Here is a 25,764-nt window from a genome sequence, read left to right on the forward strand (position 1 = left end):
ATGGACGAACGCGAACCCCGGCCGACCGCCCGTAAAGGGAACCTGGTCCGCCCGTACACCCTGACGTCCGGACGGACCGGCACCGACGTCGACCTTCCCGTGGAAGCGCCGATTCAGACGTTGCAGGCCGGCCTGGCCCACCGGTGGCCACCCGACGATGCGAAAGGCAAGATCATCCAATTGTGCGTCGGCAGTCCGTCGGTCGCGGAAATCTCTGCCCGGCTGGATCTGCCGCTCGGCGTCACGCGCGTCCTGGTCGGCGATCTGGTTTTGTCCGGCTACCTTCGGGTGCACAGGACGTTGTCCGAGCGTTCGACCTCCGATGAGCGCCACGAACTGATAGGAAGGACCCTGCGTGGCCTTAAGGCACTCTGAGGCGCAGCCCGAGGCGTCCTCCGACTCCGCCCACGCGTCGACGAAGATCGTCATCGCGGGCGGATTCGGTGCGGGCAAGACGACGTTCGTCGGGGCGGTGTCGGAAATCATGCCGTTGCGCACCGAGGCGATGCTCACCGACGCCTCGACCGCCGTCGACGCGCTGGAGGCCACCCCGGACAAGCGGACCACCACCGTCGCGATGGACTTCGGCCGGATCACGCTGGACGAGGACCTGGTGCTCTACCTGTTCGGCACGCCCGGCCAGCGGCGGTTCTGGTTCATGTGGGACGACCTGGTCCGCGGCGCCATCGGGGCGATCGTACTGGTGGACTGCCGGCGCCTGGAGGACAGCTTCGCCGCGGTCGACTTCTTCGAGCACCGCAATCTGCCGTTCCTGGTCGCGGTCAACGAGTTCGACGGCGCGCCGCGCTACCCCGTTGCGGAGGTGCGCGAGGCGCTCACCCTGCCCGCGCACATCCCGGTGATCGCCGTCGACGCCCGGGACCGCCGGTCGGCGACCGACGCACTGATCGCGGTCAGCGAATACGCCCTGGCCAGCCTGACGGCCAATTGACCACGCGGTGGGTCGATCGGGACTTTGAAGGCCACGATTACACCGACGAGGACCTCAGCCGGCTGGACACCGAACGGGTCGTGTTCGACGGGTGCATCTTCAACGGTGCCAACCTGGCTGAGTCGCAACATCGGGGGTCGGCGTTCCGCAATTGCACGTTCCAGCGGACGTCCTTGTGGCACAGCACGTTCGCGCAGTGCAGCATGCTGGGCTCGGTCTTCGTGCAGTGCCGGATGCGGCCGATCACCTTCGACGAGGTGGACTTCACGCTCGCGGTGCTCGGCGGTAACGACCTGCGCGGCGTCGACTTGAGCGGCTGCCGGTTGCGGGAGGCCTCCCTGGTGGAGGCCGACCTGCGCAAGGCGGTGTTGCGCGGCGCCGACCTGTCCGGCGCGCGGGCGACGGGCGCCCGGCTGGACGACGCCGACCTGCGCGGCGCGACAGTGGATCCCTCGTTGTGGAGAACCGCCTCGCTGGCGGGCGCCCGCGTCGACGTCGGCCAGGCGGTGGCCTTCGCGGCGGCTCAAGGCTTGCGCCTCGACGGCTGATCCCCCAGGTGCTCGGCTCAGTGCTTGAGCCGGATGCGCCACCGCACCAGGCCCGCATAGCCGATCGACAACGCCGCGAGCATGCCCATGTCGAACAACCAGGCGGCGGGCGTGTGCTGGAAGTGGCTGTCCCGCGGGCTTTGCGGGCCGGGCGCCACCGTCCACAAATCGACCGTCGACGCCTGCGCGGCGTAACCCCACCGCGAGGGCACGGCCCAGGACAGCTGGTCGAGGAAGATCCGGTTGGTGACCGGCACCATCCCGCCGGACAGCACCATCTGCATCATGAGCGACACCACCAGCAGCGGCATGATCTGCTCGCTGGAGCGCGCCAGCGCCGACAGCAGCATGCCCAGCATCGCGGCGGCCACGCACGTGGCCGCGACGGCGACGAACAGCTCGAGCGTCGCGTTGCCGAGCAGCACGGCCGGCCGCTTCGGCGTGCCCTTGCCCACGACCACGATGGCGGTGGCGATCGCCGCCTGGACCACGGCGAACACGCAGAACACGGCGATCTTGGCCAGCAGGTACGCCGTGGTCGACAGCCCGACCGCCTGTTCGCGCCGGAAGATCGGTCGCTCGCCGATGAGGTCGCGGATCGTCAGCGCGGTGCCCATGAACGCCGCGGCCATGGTGAGCAGGGTCAGGATTGTCCCGGCTTCGCCGGCCGAATCGCTCGTCGGATCGGCGTAGCCGAAACCGGCGTGACCGGGAACGGTCAGCGACAGCGCACCCATGACGAACGGCAGCAGCGCAAGGAACACGAAGTAGGCACGGTCGGAGACGACCAGGCGAACCTGGCGGCGGGCGACGGTGGAGAACTGCTGGCGCATGCTGGTGCTTGGTGCGACGCCCAGATCGGCCGGCGCCTCCGTCTCCACCGGCGGCGGGGGTTTGTTCTGCGCCAGGAAGCGGCGGTTGGCCTCGTCGGGGTCGGCGCCCACCTTCGCGAAAATCTGTGCCCAGTTGGTGGTGCCCATGACCGCCCCGATCTGGTCGGGCGGCCCCAGAAAGGCCGTCTTGCCGCCGGGCGCCATCAGCAGCACCTGGTCGCAGACGTCGAGGTAGGTCAGCGAGTGGGTGACCACCAACACCACCCGGCCGGCGTCGGCCAGCTGGCGCAGCATCGTCATCACCTGCAGGTCCAGCGCCGGGTCCAGGCCGGAGGTCGGCTCGTCGAGGATCAGTAGCGACGGCCCGGTGAGCAGCTCGAGTGCCACCGAGGCGCGCTTGCGCTGCCCGCCGGAGAGCTTGTCGACCCGGGTGTCCGCGTGCTGCGTCAGCCCCAGTTCGTCGAGCACCTGAGCGACGACCTCTTCCCGGTCGGCCTTGGATGTGTCGGGCGGCAGCCGCAGCTCGGCCGCGTAGCCGAGCGCCTGGTTGACCGTGAGCTGGCGGTGCACGACGTCGTCCTGGGGGACCATCCCGATCCGGGTGCGCAGCGACGCGTACTCGGTGTGGATGTTGTGGCCCTCGAACGTGACCGCTCCCGAGGTCGGGGTGGCGTACCCGGCGATCAGCCGCGACAGCGTGGTCTTGCCCGCGCCGGACCCGCCGATGAGGGCGGTCAGCGTGCCCGGACGGGCCGTCATCGAGATCTTCTCGAGGAGGTTCTTGCCGTTGACGCTGAAGTCGACGCCGCGCACCTCCAGGCCACCGGTGCGCGCCGCCGCCTCCTGGCGGCGGACCAGGATGCCGCCGGAGAACACCAGGTCGACGTTGCCGATGGTCACCACGTCGCCCTCGGACAGCACCGCCGACGTGGCCTTGACCCCGTTGATGAACGTGCCGTTGATGCTGTTGGCGTCGCGGATCTCCGGGCCCGCCGGCGTCGGGGTCAGGAACGCGTGATGGCGTGACGCCAGCACGTCATGGATGACGATGTCGTTGTCGAGCGCGCGACCGATCCAGGCGGGCCGTCCGGGTCGATCGGTCACCCGCTCGGAATCGGGGCCCAGGTTCTTCACCCGCGTCGTCGGGAACTCCGCCACCTGGCCGCTCACCCCGATCCGGGTCGGCGCGTTCAGTTCGGGCGGCCCGCCCGACTGCGGTACCGATCGGGTCGCGGCGTCCGGCCGGACGATCGGGACGGCGGTGGTGCGGTGCGGGCCCTCCCACGGGTGCGGGTGCGGCGGCTGGGCCGGGGGTTGCCGCGGCGGGGCCGGTGGTCGCGGGCCGATCGGCTGCGCGCGCTGGGCGTCGCTGGGCGGCGTGATGACCGGGATCGACTCCGTGGTCGGCGGGAGCATGCCCACGGTCCCGGTGTGGTGGCCGATCTCGAAGGTGATTCGGGGGCCGTCGGGCTTGCCGATGTTGATGGTCTGGCCGTCCTCGATATCGACCAGGGGCACCCGCTGGCCGTCGACGTAAACCCCGTTCAGCGAATTGTTGTCCAGCGCAATCCATTTGCCGCGATCGAAGCGCAGCAGCAGGTGCGCGCGGGCGATCAGTGGGTGCGCGACCCGCAGGTCCGCGCGCAGGTCGCTTCCGACGACCACGTCGCGGCCGGCCGCGAAACTTCCCTTCGATCGGTCGGATCGAACAGTCAGCACGGGCTCCGCTGCTTGAGTCATCGGATCGGCCGCAAGCTCAGCGTTTCAGCCGGATGTGCCACCGGACGAAGCCGGTATAGGCGACGGACAGGAACAGCAGCATTGCCATATCGAACACGAAAATGTGTTTCGAGTGCTGCCAAATCGGGTCGTTGGTCGGAATCTGTTTGACCTTCACCAGCGACGGAAAGTCGATCGACGAGGCACCCGCGGCGTAGCCCCAGCGTGCGGGTGTCAGCCAGGCGAGCTCCTCGAGGCCGAAGCGCTGGTAGACGGGGATCATCCCGCTGGAGAACACCAGCTGCGACATGATCGACACCACGAGCAGCGGCATGATCTGTTCGTTGGACTGCGCGCAGGCGGACAGCAGCAGGCCCAACATCGCCGAAGCCACACAGGTGCCGGCGACGGTGACGAACAGCGAGAAGGTGGAGTTGCCGAAGAAAGGAGGGTGTGCCGTCGGCGCACCCTTGCCCAGCCGCACGATGATGGTCGCCACCGCCGCCTGGAGCGTTGCGAAGACGCAGAACACCGTGATCTTGGCCAGCAGGTAGGCGGTGGTGGACAGGCCGACGGCCTGCTCGCGCCGGAAGATGGCGCGTTCGCCGATCAGGTCGCGGATGGTCAGCGCGGTGCCCATGAAGACGGCGCCGATGTTCAACAGCACCATGATGTACTGCGGCTGCGTTGGTGCGGGCCCGAGCGGGTCGGCCGGGCCGAGGCCGGGGTGGGGGCCCTTCACCGTCAGCGACAACGCGCCGATCAGGAACGGCAGGATCGCCAGGAAGATGGTGTAGCCGCGGTCGGAAACGACGAGGCGAACCTGACGGCGGGCGATCGTGGACAGCTGCCGCCATAGGTCGGTCCTCGGTGGTTCGCCCAGGTCGGCCGGGCTTTGGGGGGACGGCGGCTTGGAGGACTGCTGGTTGCGCTCCTTGAAGCGACGGTTGGCCTCGTCGGGATCGGCGCCCACCTTGGCGAAGATGTCGGCCCAGTTGCGGGTTCCCATCGCCGCCTCGACCTGGTCGGGTGGCCCGCAGAACGCGGTCTTGCCGCCCGGCGCGACCAGCAGGATCTGGTCGCAGACGTCCAGGTACGACACCGAGTGGGTCACCACCAACACCACGCGACCGGCGTCGGCCAGCTGGCGGAGCATCAGCATGACCTGACGGTCCAGTGCCGGGTCGAGCCCGGAGGTCGGCTCGTCGAGGAGCAGCAGCGAGGGTTGGGTGAGCAACTCCAGCGCCACCGAGGCGCGTTTGCGCTGGCCGCCCGAGAGCTTGTCGACCCGGGTTTCGGCGTGCTTGGTCATGTCGAGTTCTTCGAGGACCTGGGCGACGATCTGAGCCCGCTCCGCTTTGCTGGTGTCGGGGGGCAGCCGCAGCTCGGCGGCGTAGTTCAGGGCCTGGTTGACGGTCAGTTGGCGGTGCACGACGTCGTCCTGCGGGACCATCCCGATCCTGCTGCGCATCGACGCGTACTCGGCATGGATGTCGTGGCCCTCGAAGGTCACCGAGCCCGACGTCGGACTGGTGTAGCCCACGATCAGCCGCGACAGCGTGGTCTTGCCGGCACCCGAACCGCCGATGATGGCCGTCAGCGTGCCGGGCCGGGCGGTCAGCGAGATGTGGTCGAGCAGCTGCTTGTTGTGGTCGACGGTGTAGCAGACGGAGTTCACTTCCAGGCCGCCGGTGCGCGTCGCGGCCTCGGTGCGGCGGAGTAGCTCGCCCCGGGTGAAAACCAGGTCGACGTTTCCGATGGTGACCACGTCGCCCTCGGTCAGCACCGCGGACCCCACCCGCACGCCGTTGACGAACGTTCCGTTGACGCTGTGCGCGTCGCGGATCTCGGTGCCCAGCGGCGTCTGGGTCAGAAATGCGTGATGGCGGGACGCGAGGACATCCTGGATGACGACGTCGTTGTCGGTGGCACGGCCGATCGTCAGCGCGCCGGAAGGCTTCTGCAGCGACCCGGTTCGCGAAGGCCTGAGCGCGTGGAACATCTTCGTCGCCAGGTTCGCCACCTCGGGCGGCTTGGCGGCGCCGCGCGACATCTCGGTCTGCGGCGAGGGCACACCGGCCATCTGTGGGTGCTTCTGGAAATTCGGTGGCGGCGCGGCGGGCGGCGGCGCGGGCGCGCGCCCGCCACCCGCATACACCGGTTGAGCCGGCGGTGCGGGGCGCGGCCCGGGCGCGCCGGGGTGCGGTCGCCGCGGCGGTGGTGACGCCCAGTTGGGCGGTCGGCCCGCAGGCCCGGGCGGGGGGCCCGGTGGAGCGGCGACGGGCGGGCCCGCCGGCGCGGCGGACCACGCGGTCCCCGACGGGTGCGCAACCGCCGGGATGCCCATCGATTCCGTTTGCGGTGGGCGCCCGGCCATCCCTTGGTGGCGCCCGACCTCGAACATCAGCTGCGGCCCGTCCGGGTTCCCGATGTTGAGGCACTGACCGTCGTGGATCTCGACCACCGGCACCCGCCGGCCGTTCACGAAAGTGCCGTTGAGCGAACCGTTGTCGATCGCCAGCCACCGGCCCTGGTCGAAGCGCAGCAACAGATGCGCGCGCGAGATCAACGGGTGCGTGATGCGCATGTCGGCGCGCAGATCCCGCCCCACCACCACGTCATGGCCGGCGGCAAAGGTGCGTTCTGACCCGTCATAGCGAACCGTCAAGACGGGCGGGGCTGGTGCACTCATCGCACCAACTGTAACTCGTGGACCCAAGGCCGACCTGAGGCCCAAATGTGCGCGGGCTAGGTCCGATTGTCCGCCAAAACATCTGGGGCCCCAGTCACCACGCAGCGCGTCCGGGTGTAAATCGTGGGCATGCACCGATTGCAGTGCGTGCACGCCGAACGCACGCTGTGTTGGGCGCCGTCGGCCGCGATCCGGTTGATCAGGTCCGGCTCGGCCAGCAGCGCCCGGGCCATCGCGACGAACTCGAAACCCTCCGCCATCGCCAGGTCCATCGTTTCCCGGTTGGTGATACCGCCGAGCAGGATCAGCGGCATCGTCAGCTCGGCGCGGAACAGCTTGGCGTCGCGCAATAAATAGGCCTCGCGGTACGGGTACTCGCGCAGGAACTTCTTGCCTGTCATGCGCATGCCCCAACTCAGCGGTGGTTTGAACGCACCGGCGAACTCCTTGAGCGGTGCGTCGCCGCGGAACAAGTACATCGGGTTGACCAGCGAGCTGCCCGCGGTGAGTTCGATCGCGTCCAGGCCACCATCGTCCTGCAGCCACTTCGCGGTGGTCAGCGATTCTTCGGTGTTGATGCCGCCGCGAACGCCGTCGGCCATGTTGAGCTTCGCGGTGACCGCGATCGGCGTGCCCTCCTTTTCCACCGCGCGGCGAACGGCCATCACGATGCCGCGGGCCACCTTCGCCCGATTCTCCAGCGATCCGCCGAACTCGTCGTCGCGGCGGTTGATGAGCGGGGACAGGAACGAGCTCGCCAAGTAGTTGTGGCCCAAGTGGATTTCGACCGCGTCGAAGCCGGCCTCGATGGCCAGGCGGACCGCGTTGGCGTGCCCCTCGATCACGTCGTTGATGTCGTCACGGGTTGCCTTCTTGGCGAACCGCATCCCGATCGGGTTGAAGAACCGCACCGGCGCCAGTGCCTTGGCCTTGTTGGATTTGGCGTTGGCGACCGGGCCGGCGTGGCCGATCTGCGCGCTGACCGCCGCGCCCTCGGCGTGGATGGCGTCGGTGAGCCGGCGGAACCCTGGCACCGCCTCGGGGCGCAGCCAGATCCCATTGCCCTCGGTGCGGCCGCCGGGGGAGATGGCGCAGTAGGCGACGGTCGTCATGCCGACACCGCCCGCGGCGGGCAGCCGGTGGTATTCGATCAGGTCGTCGGTCACCAGGGCGTCGGGCGTGCGTGCCTCGAAGGTGGCTGATTTGATAGTGCGGTTGCGCAGCGTGATCGGGCCGAGCTTGGCGGGGCTGAACACGTCCGGAGGGGTAGACATATCGGGAGCGTGCCAGACTGTCAGGCGTGGGCGCAATCACACTGGACGGCAAGGCCACCCGTGACGAGATCTTCGTCGACCTCAAACAACGGGTGGCCGCACTGACCGCGTCGGGTCGCACCCCCGGACTGGGCACCATCCTGATCGGTGACGATCCCGGGTCGCAGGCCTACGTCCGGGGCAAGCATGCGGACTGCGCCAAGGTCGGCATCACGTCGATCCGCCGCGACCTGCCCGCCGACATCAGCACCGCGACGCTGGAAGACACGATCGACGAGCTGAACGCCAATCCCGACTGCACCGGTTACATCGTGCAGTTGCCGCTGCCCAAGCATCTGGATGAGAACGCGGCGCTCGAGCGTGTCGACCCCAACAAAGACGCCGACGGGCTGCACCCGACGAACCTGGGCCGGCTGGTGCTCAGCGTTCCGGCGCCGCTGCCGTGTACTGCCCGCGGGATCGTGCACCTGCTGCGGCGCTACGACGTCGAGATCGCGGGGGCGCATGTGGTCATCATCGGCCGCGGGGTGACGGTCGGTCGCCCGTTGGGGCTGCTGCTGACCCGCCGTTCCGAAAATGCCACGGTGACGTTGTGCCACACCGGAACTCGCGATCTGGCCGCGTACACCAGGCAGGCGGATATCGTCGTTGCCGCCGTCGGGGTGCCGCACATGCTGACCGCGGGCATGGTGCGTCCGGGCGCCGCGGTCGTCGACGTGGGGGTCAGCCGCACCGACAACGGGTTGGTCGGCGACGTGCACCCCGACGTGTGGGAGGTGGCCGGCCACGTGTCGCCGAATCCCGGCGGTGTCGGCCCGTTGACCCGGGCGTTCCTGCTGAGCAACGTCGTCGAGCTGGCCGAGCGGCAGTGAGCGCGAGGTCGGTCGTCAGGGCCCAGTGGCCAATCCTGTTGGTGGGCTTGACCTTCGCCACGGCGCTCGCGCTGGTGGGGGCCAACTTCTGGCGTCGCGGTTCGCTGCTGATCGGTATTGGCGTTGGCCTGGCGGCCGCGCTGCGACTGGTGCTGTCCGATGATCGGTCCGGTCTTTTGGTGGTGCGCAGCAAGGGAATTGACTTCATCACCACCGCGGCGGTCGCGACCGCGATGGTCTACATAGCGTGGACCATCGACCCGCTGGGCACCGGTTAGATCCGCGGCACCGCCGGGATCTGCCCCGGCATTCCGGGGATCTGCCCGGCCATCCCGGGCATCCCGGGGATCTGCCCGGCCATTCCGGGCATTCCGGGCATTCCGGGGATCTGCCCGGGCATCCCGGGCATTTGCGGCACCGCGCCGGATAGGTTGCCGCTGGCCAGATTCGCCATCTGCTCCGGGCAGTAGGTCTGTATCGCGATGGTGGTGAACATGCGTGCCATCATTGGCGACATGCCCCGGCCGGAGACACTGGACGCGGCCGCGGCGAAGTTGCCGCCTGGCTGGGCGAGCATCGGGCAGATGGACTGGCCCACGGACATCGCGTTTCCGGGTTCGCCGAAGTCGATGCCGGCGTGGTTGAGCGCGTCGATGAAGTTGTCGTCGGGGTTGTCCGCCCGCACCGGCGCGGCGAACGCCGATGCCGCGATGAGCAGTCCGGCGGCTGCGGCCAGCAGGCGAACGGTCAGGGGTTGATTCCGAAGCAGCCAGATCCAGTGATGCGTTCGTGCCGGTGCCTTCATGCAGCTTCCCCCTCGATCGTGGAGTGCGCCGGGGGCACTCGAATCACGTTAGGAACTCTGAGCTATCACTGTCACGTTTGCGACACGGTGGGGTAAAGGTTCGCACAATAAGCGTTTTGAGAGGGAGCCGCGGCGGAAGCGTCGATTAATAGGCGCCCTGCATCGTCGAGCCGTTTGGCGGATCGAAGCCACACTGTGATCTGACACGGGCGCCAATTCCGGGCTTTTGCGTGAGAAATGTTTAAGAATCTCCGCACATGACGACGAATCGCAGCCGTCCGCTGGACCCCTCCACGCAGAGGGGCATCTCGCGCCAGGCTTTTCTTCGCGGCGCTGTCGGAATGTTCGCAACCGGAGCGGTTTTGGGCACCGCGCGCGCCGCCGCGGATCCCGCCACCGGCTGGGGCGGGCTGGCTTCCTCCATCGGCGGCACCGTTGTGCTGCCGGCCAACGGCGCTCAATTCTCCACCAGTAAAAAGGTTTTCAATTCGTTCTACGACAGCTCCAATCCCGCGGCGGTCGTGACGGTCTCATCGCAGGCGGACGTGCAGAAGGCGATCGCGTTCGCGACGGCCAACAACCTCAAGATCGCCCCGCGCGGCGGCGGGCATTCGTACGTCGGGGCCTCCAGCGCCAACGGTACGATGGTGCTCGACCTGCGTGGGCTTCCCGGTGGCGCCAACTTCGACGGAAACAATGTCACGGTCACCCCGGCGACCACTCTGTACGCGATCCACCAGGCTTTGGCCGGCGCCGGGCGGGCGATACCCAGCGGTACCTGTCCGACCGTCGGCGTCGCGGGACTCGCGCTGGGCGGCGGGATAGGCCCCGATACGCGGCACGCAGGCCTGACGTGTGACGCCCTGCAGTCGGCCACGGTGGTGTTGCCCAGCGGTGACGTGGTGACCGCCTCCGCCAACGACAACCCGGATCTGTTCTGGGCGCTTCGCGGCGGTGGCGGCGGCAACTTCGGGGTGACGACGTCGATGACGTTCTCCACCTTCGCGACGGCCGACAGCGACGTCGTGCGGCTCGACTTCCCGCCCGCGTCGGCCACGCAGGTGCTCGTCGGTTGGCAGTCCTGGCTGAGTGCTGCGGACCGGAACACCTGGGGCATCGTCGATCTCATGGTCGGCTCCGCGCCGAATTGCCATGTGCTGGCGACCTGTCCCGCGGGCGCGGGGTCGGGAGTGGTCGACGCGATCAAGTCCGCGGTTGGGGTGGCGCCCACTTCGGTTTCGAACAAGACGATGAGCCGCACGGATTTGATGATGTTCCTGGCCGGCGGTAGTGCGACGCCTCCACCGCGCGCCTTCATTGCGGGTTCCGACGTCATCGGTCCGGTGGATTCCGCTGCGGCGCACGCCATCGCCACCGCGATAGGGCAGTGGCCGTCAGGCGCCGGACAGGCATCGGCCCTCGTCGACCCGCTCGGTGGCGCCGTCGCGGACGTGGCCGCGGGTAACACCGCGTTCCCGTGGCGTAATCAGTCGGCCGTCTTGCAGTGGTACGTCGAGCCCTCCAGCAGCCAGGTCACCGCCGCCAACAACTGGCTGAGCTCCGCGCACCAAGCGGTGCAACAAATTTCAGTCGGTGGATACGTGAACTACCTGGAGGCCAACGGCGCGCCCGCGCGCTACTTCGGCTCGAACCTGTCGCGGCTGACGACCGTGCGGCAGAAGTACGACCCGAATCGGGTCATGTTCTCCGGGCTCGACTTCTAGCGAAATTACTTGCGCGAGTGTGTATCTATGGCGATTTTTGGGGCTTTTCTGTGGCCAACGTCGCCCGGATGCACTCGGTGACGTAGGGCAGCGCCAGCCCGGTCGAATTCGCCAGCGCCGGATGGGTGGCCAGCAACTCACGCACCTGGTCCAGGGTTCTGGTCCGGACCTCGGTCGGCGAGGTGATGCAGTAGCTGCGTGATGCGACCAGGTCGATCAAGGCTTGCGGCGTAAGGTAATTCGTCCACTCGACCTGGTGGCGCTCCGGCTCGGTGAACGACTCGGACAGCGTGACGTCGAAGCGGCCGCGGTCGCCGTCGGAACCGATGATGTCGCCCAGCTCCCGTACCCAGCCCAGCCGCTCGTCGCGGGTGTTCCACACCAGGCCCAATCGTCCGCCCGGCCGCAGCACGCGGGCCACCTCGGGAATGGCACGCTCGGGATCGACCCAATGCCACGCCTGCGCGACCAGTACGACGTCAACGCTGTTGTCGGGCAACGGGATGCCTTCCGCTGTGCCCAGCAGCGCCCGCGTTTCGGGTAGGGAGCTGCGCAACACTTCCAGCATGTCGGGAATCGGGTCGACGGCCACCACGTCCAGCCCGCGTTCCACCAGCCGGGTGGTCAGCTTGCCGGTGCCCGCACCCAGGTCCAGCACCTGGCGCGCGCCTCGCGGCAACAGCCAATCGATGGCCTCCGGGGGATAGGACGGGCGCCCCCGCTCATAAGCTGCGGCCGCCGAACCGAACGACAGGGAGCGGTCGTGGCGAGAGCGGGTCACCGCCGACACGTGCCTTCGTTAGCGGCCAAATCCAACGTCTTGCGAATCAGGTCGCCGACCGCCTCGGATTCCACCAGGAAGCCGTCGTGCCCGCAGATGGAGTCGACAACCTGCAGGCCGCTGCAGCCCGGCAGCAGCTCGGCGAGTTCCTCCTGCAACCGCAGCGGGTAGAGCCGGTCGGACGTGATGCCGCCGACCACGGCCGGCACCGGGCAACCCCTCAGGGCCTTGCGCACGCCGCCGCGGCCGCGGCCGACGTCGTGGCTGTTCAGCGCCTCGGTCAGGGTCACGTAGCTGCCCGCGTCGAAGCGGGCCAGCAGCTTGTCGCCCTGATGTTCCAGGTAGCTCTGCACCGCATAGCGGCCGCCGTTGGCCGGGTCCTCGTCGCCCTGCGGGTCGTTGCCGAACCGGGTGTCGAGCTCCGCTTCCCCGCGGTAGGTCAGGTGGGCGAAGCGGCGGGCGATGGTCAGCCCGGTGTCCGGTGTGCGGCCGGTGTCGTGGTAGTCGCCGCCCTGCCAGTTCGGGTCGGCCTTGATGGCCGCGATCTGCGTGGTCTGCGTGCCGATCTGGTCCCCCGTCGCCCGCGCACCGACCGCCAGCAACAGCCCGGCCCGGACTCGGCCGGGGTGACCGACCATCCACTCCAAAGCCCTTGCGCCGCCCATGGATCCGCCGACCACGGCGGCCACCTCGTCGATCCCGAGCGCGGCCAGCGCGGCGATGTCGGCCTCCACCTGGTCGCGTATCGAGATCATCGGAAACCTTGAGCCCCAAGGTTTTCCGTTCCGGGCCAGCGAGCTGGGCCCGGTGGAACCACGGCAACCGCCCAGCACGTTGGTGGCCACGGCGCACCAGCGGTCGGTGTCGATCGGCGCGCCCGGCCCGGCCACCCCGTCCCACCAGCCGCCGGTCGGATGTCCGGGTCCGGCGGGCCCGGTGATGTGCGAGTCGCCGGTCAGCGCGTGCAACACCACCACCACGTTGTCGCGGGTCGGCGACAGCTCACCCCAGCGCTGAACGGCGATGCAGACGTCGTCGATCACTGCGCCGCTCTCGGTGGTCAGCGAGCCGATGTGCACCAGGCCGATTTCGCCTTCGGCCGGCAGCGTCTGGGTGGGGACGTCGGAGATCGTCATGGCCGGGCTCCTCAGAAAGCCGCCACGGCTTGCGGGTCGGCGCCCGAGGGTTCGGCGTCCGCACCGTACTTGCGTGCCGCGGCGAAGCCGAGCTCCAGGTCGGCCAGGATGTCGTCGATGCCCTCGATGCCGACGGCCAGCCGCACCAGCCCCGGCGTGACGCCGGTGGCCAGCTGCTCCTGCGGGCTGAGCTGGGCGTGGGTGGTCGACGCCGGGTGGATCACCAGGGAGCGCACATCGCCGATGTTGGCGACGTGGCTGTGCAGCTTCAGCGCGTTGACGAACGCCTTGCCGGCCTCGACGCCGCCGGCCAGCTCGAACGCCAGTACGGCGCCGGTTCCCTTGGGCGCCAGCTTCGTTGCCCGCTCGTGCCACGGCGAGCTGGGCAGCCCCGCGTAGTTCACCGACAGCACACCGTCGTGACCTTCGAGGAATTCGGCCACGCGCTGCGCGTTGGCGACGTGGCGTTCAATGCGTAGGCTCAGCGTTTCGATGCCCTGGGCGACCAGGAACGCGTTGAACGGCGAAGCGGCCGACCCGAGGTCACGTAGCAGCTGCACCCGCGCTTTGAGCGCGTAGGCCGGCGGTCCGAGCTCGGCGAACACCACGCCGTGGTAGCTCGGGTCGGGCGTGGTGAACCCGGGGAAGCGGCCCTGCGTCCAGTCGAAGGTGCCGCCGTCGACGATGACGCCGGCGATCGCCGAGCCGTGCCCGCCGAGGTACTTGGTGGCCGAGTGCACGACGATGTCCGCGCCGTGCTTGAACGGCTGGATCAGGTAGGGCGTGGCGATGGTGTTGTCGACGATCAGCGGTATCCCGTTGGCGTGCGCGATGCCGGCGACCCCCGGGATGTCGAGCAGGTCGATCTGCGGGTTGGAGATGGTCTCGCCGAAGAACGCCTTGGTGTTCGGCCGCACCGCGGCCTGCCAGGAATCCGGATCGTCCGGATCGTCGACGAAGCTGACCTCGATGCCGAGCTTGGCCAGCGAATAGTGGAATAGGTTGTACGTGCCGCCGTAGAGCCGCGGGCTGGAGACGATGTGATCCCCGGCACACGCGAGGTTCAATATGGCGAATGTCTCAGCGGCCTGCCCGGAGCTCAGGAAGAGCGCGGCCACGCCGCCCTCGAGCGCGGCGATGCGCTGCTCGACGACGTCGGTGGTCGGGTTGCCGATCCGGGTGTAGATGTTGCCCGGAACCTCCAGCCCGAAGAGGGCGGCGGCATGTGTGGTGTCGTCGAAGGTGTAGGACGTGGTCTGGTAGATCGGCAGGGCGCGGGCGTTGGTGGCCGGGTCCGGTTGCTGGCCGGCGTGCACCTGCTTGGTTTCGAACGACCAGTGCGCGGTCGGATCGGTGTCGTCGTTGCTCGTGGTGCTGTTGTCGGGGCTCACGTGGGTTTGCTTTCTGCTTCGAGATTGGCGAATCGGGTATCGGGTTGCGGGTTAGCAGAGACACACGATTCGACACATGAGCCGATCCGAAGGAGCTGGAGATGTGCACATCACGTTGTCCCCTCTAGTCAGGGGTCCGTTATGGCGGACCCGCGCTTGCCGCGCAGCCTGTGGCTACTAGACCTGGTCATCACCCGGGGCACCCCACCGCGGTTGGAGGGTTGCCGGCCAGCAAGCCGGGGCTTGATGCTGGCGCTCATGACCAATACGAAGACTATCTCACTGTGCCGACTCCGTGCCAATGGCAGGTCGACACCTGCCCAAACGCCCTTGATAACGTGGCAGGAAGAACGCTGAGCCCCCCAGAGATCTGACCGATATTTGAGGATTTTCCACGCCGGGAGAGGGACCGTGAGCGCCGAACAGCCGACCGTCATCTACACACTGACCGACGAAGCGCCGTTGCTGGCGACCTACGCCTTGCTGCCTATCGTGCGCGCCTTCGCCGAGCCGGCGGGCATCGAGATCAAGACCAGTGACATTTCCGTGGCCGCCCGGATCCTCGCCGAGTTCCCCGAACACCTGACCGAAGAGCAGCGGGTTCCGGACAACTTGGCAGAACTGGGCCGGCTGACGAAGCTGGCCGACACCAACATCATCAAGCTGCCGAACATCAGCGCCTCGGTGCCTCAGCTGATCGCCGCCGTCAAGGAACTGCAGGACAAGGGATTCAAGATTCCGGACTTCCCGCAGAGTCCGAAGACCGACGAGGATAGGGAAATCCGCGCCCGCTATGCCAAATGCCTGGGCAGCGCGGTCAATCCGGTACTGCGACAAGGCAACTCGGACCGGCGCGCGCCCAAGGCCGTCAAGGAATACGCGCGCAGGCACCCCCACAGCATGGGGGAGTGGTCGCCGGCCTCGCGCACCCATGTCGCGACGATGCGGCACGGCGACTTCTACCACGGCGAGAAGTCGATGACGCTGGACCGCGCGCGCAACGTGAAGATGGTGCTGGAGACCAAGAGTGGGAACACCCTCGAGCTCAAGGGAAAGGTCGAGCTGCGCGAGGGCGACGTCATCGACAGCATGTTCATGAGCAAGAAGGCTCTCTGCGAGTTCTACGAGGAACAGATGCAGGACGCCTACGAGACCGGCGTGATGTTCTCCCTGCACGTCAAGGCGACGATGATGAAGGTCTCGCATCCCATCGTCTTCGGCCACGCCGTCAAAATCTTCTACAAAGACGCCTTCGCCAAGCACCAGGAGCTCTTCGACGAACTCGGCGTCGACGTCAACAACGGATTGGTCGATCTCTACAACAAGATCGAGTCGCTGCCCGCGTCGCTGCACGAGGAGATCATCCGCGACCTGCACGCCTGCCATGAACACCGCCCCGAGTTGGCGATGGTCGACTCGGCCAAGGGCATCACCAACTTTCATTCGCCCAGCGACGTGATCGTGGACGCGTCGATGCCGGCGATGATCCGCGCGGGCGGCAAGATGTGGGGCGCCGACGGGCGGCAGAAGGACACCAAGGCCGTCAACCCCGAGTCGACTTTCTCCCGGATTTACCAAGAGATCATCAACTTCTGTAAAACCCACGGGCAGTTCGATCCGACGACGATGGGCACCGTGCCCAACGTCGGCTTGATGGCGCAGCAGGCCGAAGAGTACGGCTCACACGACAAGACGTTCGAGATCCCCGAAGACGGCGTCGCCAACATCGTCGACCTCGACACCGGCGAAGTCCTGCTGACCCAGAACGTGGAAGAAGGCGACATCTGGCGCATGCCCATCGCCACGGACGAAGCGATCCGCGACTGGGTCAAGCTGGCTGTCACCCGGGCGCGAAACTCGGGCATGACGGTGGTGTTCTGGCTGGACACCGAACGGCCGCACGAGGTCGAGCTGCGCAAGAAGGTCAAGAAGTACCTGAAGGACTACGACACCGAGGGCCTGGAGATCCAGATCATGCCGCAGGTGTGGGCCATGAGGTACACGCTGGAGCGCGCGATGCGGGGGCAGGACACCATCGCCGCGACCGGAAACATTCTGCGCGACTACCTCACCGACCTGTTCCCGATCCTGGAACTGGGCACCAGCGCGAAGATGCTCTCCATCGTGCCGTTGATGTCCGGCGGCGGAATGTACGAAACCGGGGCGGGTGGCTCGGCGCCCAAGCACGTCCACCAACTCCTCGAGGAGAATCACCTGCGCTGGGACTCCCTCGGCGAATTCCTCGCTCTGGGAGCGTGTTTCGAAGACATCGGGATCAAGACCGATAACGAGCGCGCCAAGCTTCTGGGCAAGACGCTGGATGCCGCGATCGGCAAGCTGCTGGAAAACAACAAGAGTCCGTCGCGCAAGGCCGGCGAACTCGACAACCGCGGCAGCCAGTTCTACCTGGCGCTGTACTGGGCCCAGGAACTCGCCGCGCAATCCGATGACGAAAAGTTGCGCGAGCACTTCGCCGCGCTGGCCGACTCCTTGAGCAAAAATGAGGACACCATCGTGGCCGAGCTGGCGGAGGCGCAGGGCGAGACGGTCGACATCGGTGGCTACTATCAGCCGGACAGCGAGAAGACGACTGCGGTCATGCGGCCGAGCAAGACGTTCAATGAAGCGCTAGCAGCTTCGCAAGGCCCGTAAGGTTAAGGGCCGCGAGGAGAAAGTCGATCTCGATATGTCCAACGAGCAGAAGATCAAAGTCAAAGGGCCCATAGTCGAGCTCGACGGTGACGAGATGACGCGCGTCATCTGGAAGTTCATCAAGGACCTGCTGATCCTGCCGCATCTGGACATCAATCTGGAGTACTACGACCTCGGCATCGAGAACCGCGACCGCACCAACGACCAGGTGACGATCGACGCCGCGTATGCCATCAAGAGGCACGGCGTGGGCGTCAAGTGCGCCACCATCACCCCCGACGAGGCCCGCGTCTCCGAATTCAACCTGAAGAAGATGTGGCTGTCGCCCAACGGCACGATCCGGAACATCTTGGGCGGCACCATCTTCCGCGAGCCGATCGTGATCTCCAACGTGCCGCGTCTGGTCCCGGGCTGGACCAAGCCGATCGTCATCGGCCGTCACGCATTCGGCGACCAGTACCGGGCGACGAACTTCAAGGTGGACAAGCCGGGCACCGTCACCATCACGTTCACGCCGTCGGACGGCAGCCAGCCGATGGTGCACGAGGTGGTGTCGATTCCCGAAGACGGCGGCGTCGTGATGGGCATGTACAACTTCAAGGAATCCGTCCGGGATTTCGCGCGCGCCTCGTTGGCCTACGGCCTGAACGCCAAGTGGCCGGTGTACCTGTCCACCAAGAACACCATCCTCAAGGCCTACGACGGCATGTTCAAAGACGAGTTCCAGCGCATCTACGACGCGGAATTCAAGGACAAGTTCGAGGCCGAGGGGCTGACCTACGAGCACCGGTTGATCGACGACATGGTCGCGGCCTGCCTCAAGTGGGAGGGCGGCTACGTGTGGGCCTGTAAGAACTACGACGGGGACGTCCAGTCCGACCTCGTCGCACAGGGCTACGGCTCTCTGGGGCTGATGACCTCGGTGCTGATGACCGCCGACGGCAAGACGGTCGAGGCCGAAGCCGCGCACGGCACCGTCACCCGGCACTTCCGGCAGTACCAGGCCGGCAAGCCCACCTCGACGAACCCGATCGCCTCGATCTTCGCCTGGACGCGTGGGCTGCAGCACCGCGGCAAGCTGGACAACACGCCCGAGGTGATCGAGTTCGCGCAGACGCTGGAGGACGTGGTCGTCGAGACGGTCGAGAGCGGGAAGATGACCAAGGACCTCGCCATCCTCATCGGCCCCGACCAGGAGTGGCAGCAGAGCGAGGAGTTCCTCAACTCGATCGCCGAGAACCTGGAAAAGAAACTGGCTAACTAGCCGAGGGGTTGGCGCCCCGGCTTGCCGGGTTGCACTCCTCGAGGAACTCGGTGATCAGTTCGGTGACGCGCTCCGGTGCCTCGAACATCGGGATGTGCCCCACGCCGTCGAGCTTGGTCACCTGGTGGTCGTCGGGCAGATGATTGGTGAAGTGGCGGCTGAACCTGGGTGCGGGCACAATCCGGTCCTTTTCGCAGATCACCAGGTGCGCCGGGACGGCGTTTTCGGCCAGTTCCCGCAGGCCGTGCAGCAGTAGGGACTTGCCCAGCAGTTGGAAGTAGGCGGGGCAGTGGGCGACGTCGTCGATGCAGCCCAGCAGTTGGTCGTCGGTGACCCCGTCCGGCGACGCGCTGATCGCGTAGGTGGCCAGCTGGCGGCTGAACGGCAGGCGCATCACCTTCGGGCCGAACAGCCAGGCCAGTATCAGCAGCGGGATGCCCAGGATGAACTTGGCGATCACCTCGAACTTGGCCGGGCTCCATCGCGTCCACCCGCCGGCCGGGGCGATGCCCATCACGCTGCGGGCCCGCCCGCGCCGCTCGAGTTCGAACGCGACCCAACCGCCCAGCGAGTTGCCCACGATGTGCGCCGTGTCCCAGCCCAGCTCGTCCATCTGCTGCTCCACGTGGTCGGCCAGCACCGCCGAGGACAGGAACCAGGTGCCCGCGGGCGGCCCGCCGTTGTGGCCGGCCATCGTCGGGGCGAACACCTCATAGCGCCCGGTGTCGGCCAACCGCTGGGCGACGTTCTCCCATACCGCCTGGGACAGCAGGAACGGGTGCAGCAGCAGAACCGGCTCTCCCGAACCGAGGTGGATCGGTGGCCGCGTCCCCGTGCTGCTGGTGCTCCCCATTCGAGGCGACGTCGAGTGAGCGGAGCTCACGAGTAAGGAGCCGAGACGTCTCATACCGCCGACATTAAAGGCGGTACCGCCGGTACCGCAAGCGAGCCGGGCCCGCGCGCCCCCGTCTGTGCAGGCCTGGAGGCTTCGCATGAAAAGATCGGTGCATCATGAGCACCGCTACCGGATCCCGCCGGATTTTCTCCGGCGTGCAGCCCACCTCCGATTCGCTCCACCTAGGCAACGCGTTGGGTGCCATCACCCAGTGGGTCGCGCTGCAGGAGGATCACGAGGCCTTCTTCTGCGTGGTCGACCTGCACGCCATCACCATCCCCCAGGATCCCGAGGCGCTGCGCCGCCGAACCTTGGTCACGGCCGCCCAGTACCTGGCGCTGGGTATCGACCCCGCGCGCAGCACCATCTTCGTGCAGAGCCACGTGCCCGCCCACTCCCAGCTGGCCTGGGTGCTGGGCTGCTTCACCGGCTTCGGGCAGGCCTCGCGGATGACGCAGTTCAAGGACAAGTCGGCGCGGCAGGCCGGCGACTCCACCACCGTGGGCCTGTTCACCTATCCGGTGTTGCAGGCCGCCGACGTCCTGGCCTACGACGCCGAGCTGGTCCCGGTGGGCGAGGACCAGCGCCAGCATCTCGAGCTGGCGCGCGACGTGGCGCAGCGGTTCAACAGCCGATTCCCGGACACGTTCGTGGTCCCCGACCTGCTGATCCCCAAGGCCACCGCCAAGATCTACGACCTACAGGACCCGACGTCGAAGATGAGCAAATCCGCGGCCACCGATGCCGGCTTGATCAACCTGCTCGACGATCCCGCCGCTTCCGCGAAGAAGATTCGGTCGGCCGTCACCGACAGCGAGCGTGAGATCCGTTTCGACACCGACGCCAAGGCGGGGGTGTCCAACCTGCTGACCATCCAGTCGGCGGTCACCGGCGTGGGCATCGACAAGCTCGTCGAGGGTTACGCCGGACGGGGTTACGGCGACTTGAAGAAGGACACCGCCGAGGCGGTCGTCGAATTCGTCAGCCCGATCAAGGCCCGCGTCGACGAATTGCTGGCTGACCCAGCCGAATTGGAGGGGGTGCTCGCGGCCGGAGCGGAACGGGCCGAGGATGTCGCCGGCAAAACCGTTCGGCGGGTCTACGATCGGTTAGGTTTCCTTCCGCAGCGAGGATGAGTCTCACCATGAGCGAGCCGGCGAAGGCGGGCGTCCTCGATCGCTTGCGGGCCCGGTACGGATGGCTCGACCACGTCATCCGCGCCTACCAGCGGTTCGACGACCGCAATGGCGGGTTCTTCGCGGCCGGCCTCACCTATTACACGATCTTCGCGTTATTTCCCTTGCTGATGGTCGGTTTCGCGGCCTTCGGGTTCGTCCTGTCCCGGCGGCCCGAGCTGCTGAAAACGATCGACGACCACATCCGGTCCCAGGTGACCGGAGCCCTGGGGGATCAGCTACTGGACCTGATGAACTCGGCGATCGCCGCGCGGGCGTCGGTGGGGGTCATCGGTCTGGCCACCGCGGTCTGGGCGGGCCTGGGCTGGATATCGCATCTGCGGCAGGCGCTGACGGAGATGTGGTGGGACGAGCACATCGAGTCGCCGGGCTTCGTGCGCAACAAGTTGTCCGATCTGTTGGCCATGGTGGGGACGTTCGCGGTGATCATGGCCACCATCGGCCTCACCACGGTCGGCCATGACGCACCGCTGGCCGCGCTGCTGAAATGGCTTGGCGTACCGCAGCTTTCGGTCTTGGATTGGCTCTTCTGGCTGTTGTCGATCGTGATCTCGACGGCGGTGTCGTGGTTGCTGTTCACCTGGATGATCGCCCGGCTGCCGCGCGAGAAGGTCAGCCTGGCCGATGCGGCGCGCGGCGCGCTGATGGCGGCGGTCGGGTTCGAAGTGTTCAAGCAGGTGGCTTCCATCTACCTGCGGGTGGTGCTGCGCAGCCCCGCGGGCGCTACGTTCGGCCCGGTGCTCGGTCTGATGGTGTTCGCCTACATCACCTCGTATCTCGTGCTCTTCTGTACGGCGTGGGCGGCGACGGCATCCGGTCGCCCGCGCACTCGCCATGTCGCCCCGCCCGCGCCGGCGATCATCGCCCCACGCGTGCAGCTGGACGAGGGGATCAGCACGCGACAGACGCTGACCGCGATGGCGATGGGGGCCGTTGGGGCGCTAGCCCTCTCGCGCGTCACCCGGCGGCTGCGCTAGCGCCCACCCGCCAACGGCCGGCCGCCATGACCGCGGTCACCCGCAGATCGCCGTCCAGCACAACGAGATTCGCGTCATATCCGGCGCGCAGGCTGCCCACCCGCTCGAGGCCGAGGGCCCGCGCCGGCGTCGCCGAGGTCGTCTGCGCCGCGACGGCCAGTCCCGCATCGGCATTCACGGCGCGGAACAGCCGGTCCATGGTGGCGGTGCTGCCCGCGATCGTCGACGTCCCGCGCACCCGTGCCACACCGGACACGACGTCGATGGCCACCGCGCCGAGGTGGAACGCCCCGTCGTCGCGGCCGGCCGCGGCGATGGCGTCGGTGACCACGGCGACCCGCTCGGGCCCGGCGGCCCCGATCACCGCGCGCACCACGGCCGGGTGCACGTGCACCCCGTCGGCGATCAGCTCGACGGTGACTCCCGGGTGGCGCAGCAGGGCGAGCGCCGGCCCGGGCTCGCGGTGGTGCAGCGGCGGCATCGCGTTGAACAGGTGAGTGCCGACCGTGGCGCCCAGGGCGATGGCGTGCTCGGCCTGCTCGTAGCTGGCGTCCGTATGCCCAAGCGCCACAACGACTCCGGCGTCGAGAAAGCGGCGGATCGCCTGGTCCGCCCCGGGCAGCTCGGGCGCCAGGGTGACCATCCGGATCGCGCCGCCGCCGGCGTCGAGTACGGCGTCGATCTCGGCCGGGTCCGCGTCGCGCATCTTGGCGGGATCGTGCGCTCCGCAGCGGGCCCGGCTCAGCCACGGCCCCTCCAGGTGGATGCCCGCGACGGTGCCGTGCCGGGTGGCTTCGGCGAGCGCGCGCACCCCGGTGAGTAACTCCGCGGGCGAGGTGGTCACCAGGCTGGCGAGCGTCGTCGTGGTGCCGTGCCGCAGGTGGAATTCCGCGGCGCCGGTGATGCCGTCGCATTCGGTGTAGGACGCCCCGCCGCCGCCGTGCACGTGCATGTCGATGAAGCCGGGCACTACGGTGCCATTGGGGAAGTCCGCGTCGGCCGGGCGGGGCGGAGGGCCCGCGCCGCCGGCGAGGATCCGCCCGCCGTCCGTCTCGAGCCAGCCCGGTCGGCGGACCCGCCCGTCGAGCACCATGGTGCCCGCGGCGATCACTACCATCGGCCGCCGTTCTCCCAGAAGTGCCGGATTTCCTCCAGCTGGCGGCCCTTGGTCTCCGGTGCGTACCGGTAGACGACGACGAACGCGACCACCGCGAGGGACGCGAACACCGCGAAAGTCCCCGCGCCACCCAGGGAATGCAGCATGGTCAGGAACACGGCGGCGATGATCGCGTTGGCCACCAGGCTCGAGGTGAGCATCGTGCTCGAGCCGATGGACCGCAGCCGGGACGGGAAGCTCTCGCTGGCGTACACCCAGCCCAGGGAGCCGAACCCCATGGTGAAGCCGACGATGAACAGCAGTATTCCGCCGAAGCCGAGGATCGCGCCGCCGAAGCCCCGCCCGAACACGGCCATCAGCACGACGTCGGCGGCGACCATCATGGCGATGCCGCACAACAGGATTGGGCGCCGGCCCAGCCGGTCCACCATCAGCAGCGACGCGCCCACGGCCGCCAACCCGGCGATCTGCACCAGGGCGGGCAGCGCCAGCAGTGCGAAATTGCCCGTGAAGCCCATGGCTTCGAATATCCGTGGGCTGTAATAGATGATCGCGTTGATGCCGGTGATCTGGATCAGGAAGCCGAGCGTGACGACGAAGGCGGTGGCCCGCGAATACGGCGGGCGCAGCATCTCGGACCAGGCGCCTTGGAAACCCGGGGAGCCTTCGCTCAGGGCGCGGCCGATCTCGGCGAGCTCGTCGTCGACCTGGGCGGTGGGCTCCACGCGCAGCAGCGCGCGGCGGGCGTCGTCGAGCCGGCCCTTCAGCACGTACCACCGCGCCGTGTCGGGCGCCCGAATCAACAACGGCAGCAACAGCATTGCGGGCACGGTGGCCAATCCCAGCATCCAGCGCCAGCTGTGGGTCCCGGCCAGTAGGTAACCGGTGAGGTAGCCGACGATGAGTCCGCTGACGATCGCCAGCTGATAGGCCGTCAGCAGCGAACCGCGCACCGCCGTCGGAGCAGATTCGGCGATGTATACCGGCACGACCACCACCGCCACGCCGAGCGTCAAGCCGAGCAGGAGCCGGGCCGTCAGCAGCATCGGCAGGGAGACCGAGAGCGCGCCCAGCACCGCGAACGCCGCGTAGGCGACCAGCAGTAGCACCACCGACTTCTTACGCCCGATCGCGTTGGCCAGCACGCCGGCGCCCAGCGCCCCGGCGATCTGGCCGATCACCACCATCGTCGTCAGCAGTTCCTGTTGCCGGGTGGACAGCCCGAAGTCCTCGGTGACGTACAGTTGCGCGCCGGCGATGATGGACAGGTCGTAGCCGTAGATGATGCCGATGCTGGCCGCGGTCAGCCCGACCAGCAAGCCCCGCCGCGACGGGGCGGGCGGCCTATCGGCGCTCAGTTGACGTCCCGGTCAAGGGCTTCAGTCATCTCGGTGAGTCTATTGTCCCCCGATCGGGGGACAAGGAATTCCCCCCGCCTTGTCCGATCGGGGGATGTTTCTGGCTGCTCAGCGCCCATAAGTTCTGTTCATGTCCGTCACGCTGGCGCCCACCGCCTCGGCACAGAAAAGCCCGTTCCGGCGCCTGCTGTCCCAGGGCACGCTCTACACGGCGGGGATGCAGCTCAGCAATTGTGCCGTCGTGCTGCCATTCATTTGTGCGCACCAGGGCATCACGTGGGTGGCCGGGCTGCTATTTCCGGCGTACGGCATGGGTGCCATCGCGGGAAATTCGATGGCGCCGGCGGTTCTGCAGCGAGCGGGCCAGAAGCGGCACCTGCTGATGGCGGCGATAGCGGGAACCGTGGCCGCCATGGTTTTGCTCGACGCCCTAATCCCCTGGACGGGCGTTTTGATCGCGGCGGTGTTTGTGCTGACGTGCCTGGGCAGCGGAGTTGCCGTCGGGATTTCCTGCGTCGCCTACCCCGACCTCATCTCCAACAAGCTGTCGGCATCACGGCGGGGCGAACTGTTGCTGATTCAGGGGGCCATCGGGTCGGTGCTGGCAACCGTCCTCATGCTGCTGGTTGTACCGGCGCTGGCCCATGGCGATTCGATGGCGTATCGCCGCGACCTGCTGTGGCTGGGCGCAGGCGGCCTGGCCGCGTCCGCCGTCGCGGCGCTGTTCGTCGGCCCGATAAAGAGCGCTTCGATCACCACGCGATTGTCTGTGCGAGACACCTACCGACAGGGCTTCGCGGTCGCCCGGTCCCAGTCATGGTTTCGCCGGTATGTGATCACGTACCTGTTGTTCGCTCCGATCAACCTCGGCACCGTTTTCTACACCTTGCGCACGGCCCACCACAGCGGCACTTTGCATGTGCTGGTGGTCCTGTCCAGCGTCGGACTGGTTCTTGGCTCGACGGTGTGGCGCAAGGTGTTCCGCGTATTCGGCGTGCGCGGCATGCTCCTGGGCAGTGCCCTGCTCAGCGTCGCCGCCGTCGTGCTGTGCATCGTGGCCGAGTCGAGCGGCCAGTGGTTTCACATGTGGGCGTACGGCACGGCGTTCTTCCTGGCGACAGTGGCCGGTCAGGCCATCTTCGCTTCAGCGGTATCGTGGATCAGCGTCGCCGCTCCCGAACAGCACCGCGGAACACTGATCGGCTTTGGCTCGACGGTGTACAACGTGGCATCCACCGTGTTGGGAGCCGCCCTCGGCTCAATCGCTCAGATGCACAGCACGATCTGGCCGGACGTCCTACTGCTCATACTGACCGTCGCCGCCGCCCTTGCGGCGCTGGGCGCGCCCGCGTCGGAGACACGGCGCACGGCCGCCGCGCTCGAGCGCAGCGTGGCGTTTCCGCGCCGGTCCTTCTCCACGGCCTCACCGTCGTTGAGCCTGCAGGCGGCCTAGGGGCGCGTCGCCTCCGGCGATTTATCGGCGGGCGTCAGTAACAGGGCACGCACCAAACGGCGGGGCCCGGAGGGCCGAAGCATCTGGCTGGCCGGGCGCGGGCGCACGCGTTGGGGCCACCAGAA

General features: G+C 67.7%; 21 protein-coding genes, 1 pseudogene and 1 riboswitch. Of the genes and pseudogenes, 11 read left to right on the plus strand and 11 right to left on the minus strand.

Going from position 1 to position 25,764, the window contains the following annotated elements; translation table 11 throughout:
* Genes AWC17_RS20240 through AWC17_RS20250 form a run of 3 tightly spaced genes read left to right on the plus strand, consistent with a single transcriptional unit; the run spans window position 1 to window position 1,500 of the window.
* Window positions 1–375: a DUF742 domain-containing protein gene (locus AWC17_RS20240; protein ID WP_046186655.1), complete on the plus strand. Its 375-nt coding sequence runs from the start codon at window positions 1–3 to the stop codon at window positions 373–375.
* On the plus strand, window positions 356–952 hold the full coding sequence (locus AWC17_RS20245; RefSeq protein ID WP_046186656.1) for a GTP-binding protein: 597 nt from the start codon (window positions 356–358) through the stop codon (window positions 950–952). The genes AWC17_RS20240 and AWC17_RS20245 overlap by 20 nt, the downstream gene beginning before the upstream one ends.
* A complete protein-coding gene (locus AWC17_RS20250; protein WP_046186657.1) occupies window positions 949–1,500 on the plus strand; it encodes a pentapeptide repeat-containing protein in 552 nt (183 codons plus the stop codon). The genes AWC17_RS20245 and AWC17_RS20250 overlap by 4 nt, the downstream gene beginning before the upstream one ends.
* Window positions 1,501–1,517: 17 nt before the next feature.
* Here AWC17_RS20250 and AWC17_RS20255 read toward each other — a convergent pair whose 3' ends face one another.
* The 3 genes from AWC17_RS20255 to AWC17_RS20265 are packed head-to-tail and all read right to left on the minus strand — an operon-like array spanning window position 1,518 to window position 8,018.
* Complete coding sequence (locus tag AWC17_RS20255) at window positions 1,518–4,073, minus strand: ATP-binding cassette domain-containing protein (protein ID WP_085165023.1); 2,556 nt, start codon at window positions 4,071–4,073, stop codon at window positions 1,518–1,520.
* Window positions 4,074–4,089: 16 nt separating this feature from the next.
* The gene (locus tag AWC17_RS20260; protein WP_085165025.1) at window positions 4,090–6,744 is read right to left on the minus strand and encodes an ATP-binding cassette domain-containing protein; all 2,655 of its coding nucleotides are present in this window, start codon (window positions 6,742–6,744) and stop codon (window positions 4,090–4,092) included.
* Between the two features lie 56 nt (window positions 6,745–6,800).
* A complete protein-coding gene (locus AWC17_RS20265; RefSeq protein WP_046182888.1) occupies window positions 6,801–8,018 on the minus strand; it encodes an NADH:flavin oxidoreductase in 1,218 nt (405 codons plus the stop codon).
* A 26-nt stretch (window positions 8,019–8,044) separates the two neighbouring features.
* Between AWC17_RS20265 and AWC17_RS20270 the strand changes: the two genes are divergently transcribed.
* Window positions 8,045–8,890: a bifunctional methylenetetrahydrofolate dehydrogenase/methenyltetrahydrofolate cyclohydrolase gene (locus tag AWC17_RS20270; RefSeq protein WP_046182889.1), complete on the plus strand. Its 846-nt coding sequence runs from the start codon at window positions 8,045–8,047 to the stop codon at window positions 8,888–8,890.
* On the plus strand, window positions 8,887–9,168 hold the full coding sequence (locus AWC17_RS20275) for a DUF3017 domain-containing protein (protein WP_046182890.1): 282 nt from the start codon (window positions 8,887–8,889) through the stop codon (window positions 9,166–9,168). Before AWC17_RS20270 ends, AWC17_RS20275 begins: the two co-directional genes overlap by 4 nt.
* On the opposite strand, the gene AWC17_RS20280 is transcribed toward AWC17_RS20275, so the two are convergent.
* On the minus strand, window positions 9,165–9,695 hold the full coding sequence (locus tag AWC17_RS20280) for a DUF732 domain-containing protein (protein WP_046182891.1): 531 nt from the start codon (window positions 9,693–9,695) through the stop codon (window positions 9,165–9,167). The two genes, AWC17_RS20275 and AWC17_RS20280, sit on opposite strands and share 4 nt — an antisense overlap.
* Before the next feature lie 257 nt (window positions 9,696–9,952).
* Between AWC17_RS20280 and AWC17_RS20285 the strand changes: the two genes are divergently transcribed.
* Window positions 9,953–11,419, plus strand: a complete 1,467-nt coding sequence (locus AWC17_RS20285; protein ID WP_046182892.1) for an FAD-dependent oxidoreductase — start codon at window positions 9,953–9,955, stop codon at window positions 11,417–11,419.
* Between the two features lie 25 nt (window positions 11,420–11,444).
* Here AWC17_RS20285 and AWC17_RS20290 read toward each other — a convergent pair whose 3' ends face one another.
* Genes AWC17_RS20290 through AWC17_RS20300 form a run of 3 tightly spaced genes read right to left on the minus strand, consistent with a single transcriptional unit; the run spans window position 11,445 to window position 14,727 of the window.
* The gene (locus AWC17_RS20290; RefSeq protein WP_046182904.1) at window positions 11,445–12,200 is read right to left on the minus strand and encodes a class I SAM-dependent methyltransferase; all 756 of its coding nucleotides are present in this window, start codon (window positions 12,198–12,200) and stop codon (window positions 11,445–11,447) included.
* Window positions 12,197–13,336, minus strand: a complete 1,140-nt coding sequence (metX, locus tag AWC17_RS20295; RefSeq protein ID WP_085165027.1) for a homoserine O-acetyltransferase MetX — start codon at window positions 13,334–13,336, stop codon at window positions 12,197–12,199. The genes AWC17_RS20290 and metX overlap by 4 nt, the downstream gene beginning before the upstream one ends.
* An 11-nt stretch (window positions 13,337–13,347) precedes the next feature.
* Window positions 13,348–14,727: a bifunctional o-acetylhomoserine/o-acetylserine sulfhydrylase gene (locus AWC17_RS20300; RefSeq protein WP_046182894.1), complete on the minus strand. Its 1,380-nt coding sequence runs from the start codon at window positions 14,725–14,727 to the stop codon at window positions 13,348–13,350.
* A 147-nt stretch (window positions 14,728–14,874) separates the two neighbouring features.
* A riboswitch (SAM riboswitch) is annotated at window positions 14,875–14,991 on the minus strand.
* Between the two features lie 147 nt (window positions 14,992–15,138).
* Here AWC17_RS20300 and AWC17_RS20305 point away from each other — a divergent pair.
* Together AWC17_RS20305 and AWC17_RS20310 are read left to right on the plus strand one after the other, a co-directional pair.
* Window positions 15,139–17,379, plus strand: a complete 2,241-nt coding sequence (locus AWC17_RS20305) for an NADP-dependent isocitrate dehydrogenase (RefSeq protein ID WP_046182895.1) — start codon at window positions 15,139–15,141, stop codon at window positions 17,377–17,379.
* A 34-nt stretch (window positions 17,380–17,413) separates the two neighbouring features.
* Window positions 17,414–18,643, plus strand: coding sequence for an NADP-dependent isocitrate dehydrogenase (locus AWC17_RS20310; protein WP_046182896.1), 1,230 nt, complete (start codon window positions 17,414–17,416; stop codon window positions 18,641–18,643).
* Here AWC17_RS20310 and AWC17_RS20315 read toward each other — a convergent pair.
* The gene (locus tag AWC17_RS20315; RefSeq protein WP_046182905.1) at window positions 18,636–19,433 is read right to left on the minus strand and encodes an alpha/beta fold hydrolase; all 798 of its coding nucleotides are present in this window, start codon (window positions 19,431–19,433) and stop codon (window positions 18,636–18,638) included. The two genes, AWC17_RS20310 and AWC17_RS20315, sit on opposite strands and share 8 nt — an antisense overlap.
* A 221-nt stretch (window positions 19,434–19,654) precedes the next feature.
* On the opposite strand from AWC17_RS20315, the gene trpS reads away from it, so the two are divergent.
* The gene (gene trpS / locus AWC17_RS20320) at window positions 19,655–20,674 is read left to right on the plus strand and encodes a tryptophan--tRNA ligase (RefSeq protein ID WP_046182897.1); all 1,020 of its coding nucleotides are present in this window, start codon (window positions 19,655–19,657) and stop codon (window positions 20,672–20,674) included.
* Window positions 20,675–20,682: 8 nt separating this feature from the next.
* Complete coding sequence (gene yhjD, locus AWC17_RS20325; protein WP_046182906.1) at window positions 20,683–21,711, plus strand: inner membrane protein YhjD; 1,029 nt, start codon at window positions 20,683–20,685, stop codon at window positions 21,709–21,711.
* Here the strand turns inward: yhjD and nagA are convergent.
* Window positions 21,692–22,828, minus strand: a complete 1,137-nt coding sequence (gene nagA / locus AWC17_RS20330) for an N-acetylglucosamine-6-phosphate deacetylase (protein WP_085165029.1) — start codon at window positions 22,826–22,828, stop codon at window positions 21,692–21,694. The two genes, yhjD and nagA, sit on opposite strands and share 20 nt — an antisense overlap.
* Complete coding sequence (locus AWC17_RS20335) at window positions 22,822–24,186, minus strand: sugar porter family MFS transporter (protein WP_046182899.1); 1,365 nt, start codon at window positions 24,184–24,186, stop codon at window positions 22,822–22,824. Before AWC17_RS20335 ends, nagA begins: the two co-directional genes overlap by 7 nt.
* A 130-nt stretch (window positions 24,187–24,316) precedes the next feature.
* Here AWC17_RS20335 and AWC17_RS20340 point away from each other — a divergent pair, with 130 nt between their 5' ends.
* Entirely contained in the window at window positions 24,317–25,639 is a 1,323-nt protein-coding gene (locus AWC17_RS20340) for a hypothetical protein (RefSeq protein ID WP_052742731.1), read from the plus strand.
* Here the strand turns inward: AWC17_RS20340 and AWC17_RS34230 are convergent.
* A pseudogene (locus AWC17_RS34230) lies at window positions 25,636–25,764 on the minus strand (MMPL family transporter); the annotation flags it as partial. The gene AWC17_RS20340 and the pseudogene AWC17_RS34230 sit on opposite strands and share 4 nt — an antisense overlap.

The sequence above is a fragment of the Mycobacterium nebraskense genome (assembly GCF_002102255.1).
GTDB classification, from domain to species: domain Bacteria; phylum Actinomycetota; class Actinomycetes; order Mycobacteriales; family Mycobacteriaceae; genus Mycobacterium; species Mycobacterium nebraskense.